Source organism: Kitasatospora sp. A2-31, assembly GCF_022288725.1.
Classification (GTDB): Bacteria; Actinomycetota; Actinomycetes; order Streptomycetales; family Streptomycetaceae; genus Kitasatospora.
In genome coordinates, this window is the sequence record NZ_JAKNTA010000100.1 from 1 (window position 1) to 1,970 (window position 1,970).

A 1,970-nucleotide genomic window follows, 5' to 3' on the forward strand; every position below is an offset into this window, starting at 1 on the left:
CCCCGCGGGCGAGCCGGTGGCCCTCACCAGCACCGGCAACGGCATGCACTGGGCCTGCACCCTGCTGCGCGTCTGAGCGGATACCGCCGGGCGTCGCCGAGCCGTCGTAGCACCGGCGCCGGCCGCGCCGCCGATCCCGCACCGCGTGTCCGAACTAGTAAGGAGAACAACCCCCGTGCGCATTCTCGGACTCGGAGGGTCCCACCACGATTTCGCCGCCTGCCTGGTGGAGGACGGCCGGATCGTGGCCGCGGTCGAGGAGGAACGCCTCACCCGGGTGAAGATCGCCTTCGGCCTCGGGCCGCGCCTGCAGCGCTGCCTGGCGGCGGACTACGTCCTCGCCGAGGCCGGCCTCGGGCCGGAGGACGTCGACCTGATCGTGGCCAACGACTTCCTCAACCCGGTGTACTCGCTGCGTTACCGCGACCGGATCGAGTGGATCGGCCACCACCTCTCGCACGCCGCCAGCACCTTCTACACCTCTCCGTTCCAGCGGGCGGCGGTCATGGTGATGGACGGCCGGGGCTCCGAGGTCGAACGCGACGGCGAGCGGCACGGCGAGACGATCAGCTTCTACACCGGCGACGCCCGGGGGCTCACCCTGCTGCGCGGCATCACCGGCCGGATCGCCACCGCCGAACAGCGGCTCGACGACACCTACGAGAACTCCATCGGCTGGATGTACGAGGCGGTCTCCAAGGAGATCGGCTTCCACACCGTCGGCGGCATGGGCGCCCCCGGCAAGACCATGGGCCTGGCCCCGTACGGCACTGCGCGCTACGTCGAGGCGCTGGCCGGGCTGTACGACCTGACCGACGGCGACTTCCGCCAGTCGCTCGCCCAGCAGGAGGCCGTGCGCGCCCTGATCGCCGGCGAACTCGCCCGCGCCGTCGGCGCGGAGGCCGCCGAGCAGGTCCGCGCCGACTTCGCGTACGCCGTCCAGGCCAACACCGAGCGGATCGTCGTCGAGCTGGCCCGCTGGCTGCACCGGGAGACCGGCGCCACCGACCTCTGCCTGGCCGGCGGGGTCGCCCTCAACAGCGTCGCCAACCACCTGATCCTCCGGGAGACGCCCTTCGAGCGGGTGCACATCGTGCCCGCCGCCGGCGACAACGGCACCGCCATCGGCGCCGCACTGCACGGCCACCACGCGCTGGGCGGCAACCCCTGGGCCCCCGCCGCCGGGCTGTTCTCGCCCTACCTCGGCCGGCTGTACGCCGCCGAGGAGATCGAGGCGGCCGTGGCCGCCCGGGCCGATCGGCTGACCGTGGAGCGCCCCGAGGACCTCTGCGCGACGGTGGCCCGGGAGCTCGCCGACGGCGCCGTGGTCGGCTGGTTCCAGGGGCGCTCCGAGATCGGGCCGCGCGCCCTGGGCAACCGCAGCATCCTCGCCGACCCGCGCGACCCCGCGATGAAGGACCGGATCAACGCCAAGGTCAAGCACCGCGAGGCGTTCCGCCCGTTCGCCCCCGTGGTCCTGGAGGAACGGCAGACCGAGTACTTCGCCTCCGCCGTCCCGGCCCACTACATGCTGCTGGTGCCGCAGGTCCGCCCGGAGAGGCGCGCGGTGATCCCCGCCGTCACCCACGTGGACGGCTCCGCCCGGCTGCAGACCGCCACCCCGGAGCTCAACCCGCGGCTGTGCGAACTGCTCGGCGCCTTCGACCGGCTCACCGGCGTGCCGGTGCTGCTCAACACCTCCTTCAACGACAACGAGGAGCCGATCGTGGAGACGCCCGAGGACGCCCTGCGCTGCTTCCTCTCCACCGACCTGGACGTGCTGGTCCTGCACGACCTGGTGATCCGCAAGGCGGCCGCGTGAACGCCCGGCCGTTCCCCGGGCGCCCGACGGTGGTCCTGCTCTGCGGCGGCCTCGGACTGCGCCAGCGCAGCGACGGCGACGACCTGCCGAAGCCGCTGCGCCCGCTGCCCGACGGCCGGGCGCTGATCCTGCACGTCCTGGACTACTA

General features: G+C 73.1%; 1 protein-coding gene. It reads left to right on the top strand.

Translation table 11 applies throughout. From position 1 onward, the window contains the following. The first annotated feature begins 175 nt into the window (after positions 1 to 175). Entirely contained in the window at positions 176 to 1,822 is a 1,647-nt protein-coding gene (locus MCM47_RS43850; protein ID WP_238951737.1) for a carbamoyltransferase C-terminal domain-containing protein, read from the top strand. Positions 1,823 to 1,970 lie beyond the last annotated feature (148 nt).